8 protein-coding genes are annotated in these 5,732 nt (G+C 54.9%); 4 read left to right on the top strand and 4 right to left on the bottom strand.

What is annotated here, in order from left to right; translation table 11 throughout:
• Positions 1-300 precede the first annotated feature (300 nt).
• The 4 genes from M0H32_RS29285 to M0H32_RS29300 are packed head-to-tail and all read left to right on the top strand — an operon-like array spanning position 301 to position 4,192.
• Entirely contained in the window at positions 301-1,101 is an 801-nt protein-coding gene (locus tag M0H32_RS29285; RefSeq protein ID WP_248160286.1) for an ABC transporter permease, read from the top strand.
• Positions 1,098-1,757 carry an ABC transporter ATP-binding protein gene (locus M0H32_RS29290; protein WP_248160287.1) on the top strand — a complete coding sequence of 220 codons (660 nt, stop codon included), beginning with the start codon at positions 1,098-1,100 and terminating at the stop codon, positions 1,755-1,757. The genes M0H32_RS29285 and M0H32_RS29290 overlap by 4 nt, the downstream gene beginning before the upstream one ends.
• 32 nt (positions 1,758-1,789) lie before the next feature.
• Complete coding sequence (locus M0H32_RS29295) at positions 1,790-3,115, top strand: KpsE/RkpR family capsule polysaccharide export protein (protein WP_248160288.1); 1,326 nt, start codon at positions 1,790-1,792, stop codon at positions 3,113-3,115.
• A 48-nt stretch (positions 3,116-3,163) separates the two neighbouring features.
• On the top strand, positions 3,164-4,192 hold the full coding sequence (locus tag M0H32_RS29300) for a capsular polysaccharide export protein, LipB/KpsS family (protein WP_248160289.1): 1,029 nt from the start codon (positions 3,164-3,166) through the stop codon (positions 4,190-4,192).
• A gap of 50 nt (positions 4,193-4,242) precedes the next feature.
• On the opposite strand, the gene M0H32_RS29305 is transcribed toward M0H32_RS29300, so the two are convergent.
• The 4 genes from M0H32_RS29305 to M0H32_RS29315 all read right to left on the bottom strand — a co-directional run bounded on the left by M0H32_RS29305 (position 4,243) and on the right by M0H32_RS29315 (position 5,516).
• Complete coding sequence (locus M0H32_RS29305) at positions 4,243-4,416, bottom strand: hypothetical protein (protein ID WP_248160291.1); 174 nt, start codon at positions 4,414-4,416, stop codon at positions 4,243-4,245.
• A 61-nt stretch (positions 4,417-4,477) separates the two neighbouring features.
• On the bottom strand, positions 4,478-4,825 hold the full coding sequence (tnpB, locus tag M0H32_RS29310) for an IS66 family insertion sequence element accessory protein TnpB (RefSeq protein ID WP_248160293.1): 348 nt from the start codon (positions 4,823-4,825) through the stop codon (positions 4,478-4,480).
• Between the two features lie 212 nt (positions 4,826-5,037).
• Positions 5,038-5,232, bottom strand: a complete 195-nt coding sequence (locus tag M0H32_RS29810) for a transposase (RefSeq protein WP_425607378.1) — start codon at positions 5,230-5,232, stop codon at positions 5,038-5,040.
• 32 nt (positions 5,233-5,264) lie between these two features.
• On the bottom strand, positions 5,265-5,516 hold the full coding sequence (locus M0H32_RS29315; protein WP_248160295.1) for a transposase: 252 nt from the start codon (positions 5,514-5,516) through the stop codon (positions 5,265-5,267).
• Between the last annotated feature and the right edge of the window lie 216 nt (positions 5,517-5,732).

Genomic DNA, 5,732 nt, shown 5'->3' on the forward strand with positions numbered 1-5,732 from the left:
TGACAAACCCACCGCCGCAAAACGCGGCGGCGGCACCGCTCGGCATGAAACCGGTAACCCGACACAATCAGAAAACTGCCCGACGGAAACCCATCAAGCGACAACACTGTGAGAAATGCGGGCTAGACGGGCAGATAGGTACTGGCGAGCCCTTCTGGTATTGTCACTGGGGAAGCTTCCATGGTATCTGGCCCTCGAAAGTTTTCGATACATCTGGCGAACGTTAATTCACACGCTTTGCCCACCGCATGCAAGCAAAGTGAGGCCTCGTGGGCTCTCTGATGAGAAACTGATCCAGCCATGGCGCAAATGTATTCGGATCCCTTGCATAAGAGCCTAAAGCGGCAGTTCGCTATCGTGTTCGCGTTGGTTGTGCGCGAGATGACAACGCGCTATGGAAATAAGTTTGGCGGCTATATGTGGGCTGTTCTGGATCCCGTGTTGACAATCGCCATTCTGACGACGGTTTTTTCGGCTATCGCGAAGGTGCCGCCATTGGGGCGAAGCTTTACCTTGTTCTTTGCGACGGGGTATGCCGCGTTCTACATCTACCGCTCAACCTCCGAGCAAGTTGCTTCGGCAGTGGACGCCAATAGGGCTTTGTTGAATTACCCAGTGGTGGGGCCATTTGATGCGATCATCGGCCGAGTCGTACTGCAGATTGCAACCCTTTTTGTGGTCAATCTGCTTCTATTTGGTGGCCTTTGGTTTGTAGTGCCGTTTGAGAAGATCGACCTCGGGCCCATCCTATTGGCCTCCTTGATCGCGATCACGCTTGGCGCTGGTGTAGGAGCTTCCAACATCGTCTGGTTTCACCTGAACAGCACCTACCAGCAGATTTGGGGGATCATCAACCGCCCTGCCTTCATCGTCTCGGGTGTTTTCTTTCTGCCCGAAACAATTCCCCACCCGTTTCGGGACATCCTGCTTTGGAACCCACTGGTCCATATCGTCGGCCTGTTTCGAACCGGTTTCTATCCGACCTACCGTGCGTCCTACGTCAACATGCCCTTTATCGTCGGACTTGCCATCTTTTCGATCGTTTTCGGGCTTTTTATCGTCTGGCTATTTGATGCAAAATTGCGGGAGCCAAAAAAATGATCCGTCTGGATCGGCTAACCAAGAGCTTCAGACTCAAGGGCGAAACCCGGTATATTGCGAAAGATGTTTCCTTCACGGTCCCGAGGGGCGATAGCATCGGATTACTTGGCCGAAACGGTGCCGGCAAATCTACCCTTCTGAGGCTGATCGCAGGGACCATAAAACCGACTTCGGGCAGGGTCATCAGAATGGCCAACGTCTCCTTTCCGCTCGGCTTCCAGGGTAGCTTCAACGGTTCCTTGACAGGAGAGCAAAACGTGCGCTTCGTCGCTCGTATATATGGTCACGATACCGAAGAACTGGTGCATTACGTACAGGACTTCGCCGAGCTAGGGAGGTCGTATTACATGCCGGTCAACAGTTATTCATCAGGCATGAAGGCAAGACTAGCTTTCGGCGTCAGTATGGGCATCGATTTCGACTATTACTTAGTTGATGAGATCACGGCGGTCGGCGACTCGAATTTCAAGAAAAAATGCAAGCGCGTCTTTGAGGAAAAGCTGCAGAATTCCGATATCATCATGGTGTCACATTCCAACGCGGCACTGAAAGACTATTGCACCACGGGAATTGTGTTAGAAGAGGGTTCGTTAACGTATTTCGCCAACATTGATGATGCCATCAAGCTGCATAATGAAAACATGGATCGCCGCTAGGTCGGATCGTTCCGTTTCAAGGTTTGAACAAAATGTCTTCTGCCAACAAGCTGCCTGAAACCGAGGTCGAGCCGGATTCCAAGGGAGCCTTCTTCACCCTTCCGGCGAAGAAGGGAGGCTCGGTCCCCAAATCAGGAGAACGAGACGGGAAGCTCGTTAAACGACTTCGCAAGTCCGGCCTCGACCCTCAGAAGCTACTCGATCTCGCGCTTCCAGGTACGACGGCGAAGTCGGTCACGAAGCTGCGTCACCGGCTCATTCTGGTGGGCTTCTTTCTGTTCGTCGCGCTGCCATCGGCGGCTTTTTCTGTTTACATGTTGTTCTGGGCGAGCGACCAGTACCACAGCACCACGGCGTTTGCCGTACGCAGCTCCAACCCGGTGGCCGCAACCGAAATCCTCGGCATGGTGATGGGTGGTGGCGGGTCGGATTCAACTACCTCCAACAGCTACATTGTGACCGATTATATCCAAAGCCAGGCGATTCTGGAGGACCTGCCCGAGGACATTGATCTGGACGCGATCTTCAACCGGGAAAGCTCTGACTTTTTGTTCTCCATGGGGTCCGGGCTGCCAATAGAGGATCGGTTATATTATTGGAACGACATGGTCGACGTAAGCTTTGATGCAACCTCCAGCGTCATTTATGTAGAGGTCCGCTCGTTCCGTCCAGAGGACTCTGTAACAATAGCGGAGGCGGTGCTGGAACGCAGTGAAATCCTCGTCAACAAGTTGTCGGAGTCCAATCGCCGCCAGACTGTGCGCTACGCTGAGGAGGCAGTGGCTCGGGCGGAAGCACGGCTTAAGGCTATTCGCAAGCAGATGCTGGCCTACCGCCAGGAAACCCAGGAAGTTGATCCCGAAGCGAATGCGCAGATCGCGGCGGAGATGATTGCCGGCCTGGACCAGGAGCGCGCCAGCCGCGAAGCGGAAAAGGCGACCCTGATGAGCTATCTCGACGAAGACTCGCCGCGCATTCGCATGCTGGACCAGCAGATCGCATCGCTGGAAGGCGAGATTGCCTCGGTGCGCAAGCGTCTCGGTACGGGCGGATCCGTCACCGGTGAAACCGGAGATCGCCGCGACAACCTGTCCCTGAGACTGGCCGATTATTCGGAACTGGCCGTTGAGGAAGAATTTGCGCAGCAGCTCTATGTCACTTCTCTGGCCAGCCTGGAAAAGGCGCGGCAGGAGGCCGACAACAAGAGCATTTACCTTGCGACTTTTATTAGGCCGACCTTGTCTGAAGACGCGCAATACCCCAGCCGTTTCCTCTATTCGCTGGCCTTCTTCCTTGTGCTGGCCGGGCTCTGGTCCGTGGTTGTCCTGCTCTACTACAACGTTCGGGACAGGACCTGAGCCCTGGTGCTTGGGCGAAACCAAGTTTCCGGCAAGGATTGAATGTGCATGAGGATCGGCATCGCCACTTCAGGTCTATGGCGGCTGCGCGAAGCGGTTGAGCTGATGACCGGTGGCACAGCCTGCAAACTTAGGGCTAATGGATTGGGCGTTGATGCGATCGCTGGCTGGGGACATAAGCCGACGGCGGATCGGGCTCGTGCTCTGGCGCGCGGGCGGGGCATTCCTTATATTGCGTTCGAAGACGGTTTCCTGCGTTCGGTCAACCCGGGAAACATCGAACGGCCCCTTTCCATGGTGATGGATCGGACGGGGATCTATTACGACGCGAGGCAGCCGAGCGATCTGGAAGCCCTGATCCGCAAACGCGTAGCGACTTCGACGGGCGACGCTTCGGTGCGGCAGGCGATGGACCTGCTTAGGTCTTCCCGGCTTTCCAAATACAACAATTCCACCATTGAGGACGTCACGAACCTTGGTCTGAAGGCGACCCGTCCGGAAGACCGGGTTTTGGTGGTAGATCAGACAAGGGGTGACGCGTCCATCGAGGGCGCTCTTGCTGATGCCTCGACTTTTTCGTGCATGCTCGAAGCCGCTGTGACGGAAAACCCCGGCGCAGAAGTCCTGGTGCGCGTCCATCCAGAAACCATGATGGGTCGCAAGGCAGGACATTTGAGCTTGGAAACCATTGCCAGCCTTGCGATTTCAAGTCCGGCGGTTGCCCGGGCTTCTGGCAAAGGCCTCCTCAGGATAACGCCCGAACCGGTTAACCCTTGGGCGCTATTGGAGGCCTGTTCGCAGGTCTATTGCGTATCAAGTCAACTAGGGTTCGAAGGTTTAATGGCTGGCTGTAAGGTTCATTCCTTCGGAAAGTCTTTTTATGCTGGGTGGGGATTGACGACAGATAGATTGCCAAATATTAGACGCCAACATTTCATATCAACAATAGAAGTTCTCTTTGATGCGGTTTATTCTCGCTATACTAAATACCTAAATGAAGAATGCAATCAATGTCAAACGATCGAGATAATAATTGAAAAACTGCGAACACTAAAGAGAACTCGAAAAAATCTTTAGTCTAAATGAGCCAAAGAAGTCAAAGAAGGAAAAGGTATAGGAAAATGTCTCTAATCAAAAAGCCGGAGGGAGAGTATACTCAAAAAGTATTGGAAGAGCCGATCATTCAGGCTGTCGCGCGCTTGAAGTTGCCCGCTCTGTCTGGCCAATTCCTCCGCCTGCCGGGCACACAGCGCACGCAAGGCATCGATGTCGTCGGGAAGGCTGGCAACAGCGGAACTCATGCCAATTTCTTAGCTGATTTGCTTGAGTTCAGCCAACCTTATCCTCATGGAAAAGCTGGTTTTATCCGGCCCGCATCGGTGGGGCCGTCCAGGCCGGACGCCGCCAGTCAATCCCTTCCCACAACATCGCCAGTTGCGCTGCCGTCAGCCGCGCCACGCCATCGGCAACTGACGGCCAGGGAAAGCGGCCACGCTCCGGGACCTTGTAATAAAGGCAGAAGCCCTGCCCATCCCAATAAAGCAGTTTGACCCGGTCGCCACGCCGCCCCCGGAAGGCAAACACCGCGCCCGACGCCGGCTTTTGACGCAGAACCTCCTGCACCAGGGCCGACAGGCCGGAAATCCCCTTGCGTATGTCTGTTACCCCGCAGGCCAGATACACCCGCACGTTCGATCCAGGCGCGATCATGCCTCTTCCACCGAGCGGATCAGTCCTTGCAGCATCAAAGGGTCCAGCCCGGCATCCACCTTCAGTACACGGCCACCTTTGCAGCGGATCTCGATCCGCCCCATTCGTGCAGCCTTCTTCAGAGCAGGCTTCCGGACAGACTCTTCTTCCAGTGCTTGACCATGTCTCTCGGCCTCGCTTGCTACCAGCGTTACCGGCAGAAAACACGGTTCCTACAAATGCTCCCTCTGGTCTTGAGCAAATTTGAGGCGCCAGGCGTAGATCTGTTGCGGCAGAACATCATGCCGCCGAGCAACATCAGCAATCGTTAGGCCGCTGGTCGCAACCTCTTCAAGAATGGCCAGCTTCTGATCATCCGACCAAATGCGCCGCCGCTCCCGGCCCGTCAAAATCTCAACCCGACCCATCGATCACCTTCACTACGGAATTAATGACGTATCTAATTCCGTAACTTCAACCGAAGGTCCTCGAACACGCCTGCCTTGCCAAGACGGTCGAAGCGTTTCCAGACGCTGTTCCAGTTGCCGAACCGCTCGGGCAAGGCGCGCCAGGAGATGTTGTGAAGCGTGAAATAATGCAGCGCCTCCAGAAACAGACGGTCATTCTTTGCCTTTGCGCCTACCCGTGGCAAGCAAGCTCGGAAAACCTCCAGCGCCAGTTCGAAATCCCGTTCTGTCATCTTGGTACACATTGCCGACCTCCAAGTCACGTCGGCAACCTATGAATCACTTTGAAATCAAATCCGGAATCCCAAAACTTATACCTGAGTCAATTCGTCCACACGGCCTAGCCCGCATTTCTCACAGGGTTGTCGCTTGATGGGTTTCCGTCGGGCAGTTTTCTGATTGTGTCGGGTTACCGGTTTCAGGCCGAGCGGTGCCGCCGCCGCGTTTTGCGGCGGTCGGTT

Source organism: Roseibium sediminicola (assembly GCF_023156505.1).
Classification (GTDB): domain Bacteria; phylum Pseudomonadota; class Alphaproteobacteria; order Rhizobiales; family Stappiaceae; genus Roseibium; species Roseibium sediminicola.

Excerpts from the sequence above, each read along its gene's own strand:
- M0H32_RS29300 (WP_248160289.1), top strand. The coding sequence starts at position 3,164 with ATGAGGATCGGCATCGCCACTTCAGGTCTATGGCGGCTGCGCGAAGCG.
- M0H32_RS29295 (WP_248160288.1), top strand. The coding sequence starts at position 1,790 with ATGTCTTCTGCCAACAAGCTGCCTGAAACCGAGGTCGAGCCGGATTCC.
- M0H32_RS29285 (WP_248160286.1), top strand. The coding sequence starts at position 301 with ATGGCGCAAATGTATTCGGATCCCTTGCATAAGAGCCTAAAGCGGCAG.
- M0H32_RS29290 (WP_248160287.1), top strand. The coding sequence starts at position 1,098 with ATGATCCGTCTGGATCGGCTAACCAAGAGCTTCAGACTCAAGGGCGAA.
- M0H32_RS29810 (WP_425607378.1), bottom strand. The coding sequence starts at position 5,232 with ATGGGTCGGGTTGAGATTTTGACGGGCCGGGAGCGGCGGCGCATTTGG.
- M0H32_RS29305 (WP_248160291.1), bottom strand. The coding sequence starts at position 4,416 with ATGAGTTCCGCTGTTGCCAGCCTTCCCGACGACATCGATGCCTTGCGT.
- tnpB (WP_248160293.1), bottom strand. The coding sequence starts at position 4,825 with ATGATCGCGCCTGGATCGAACGTGCGGGTGTATCTGGCCTGCGGGGTA.
- M0H32_RS29315 (WP_248160295.1), bottom strand. The coding sequence starts at position 5,516 with ATGTGTACCAAGATGACAGAACGGGATTTCGAACTGGCGCTGGAGGTT.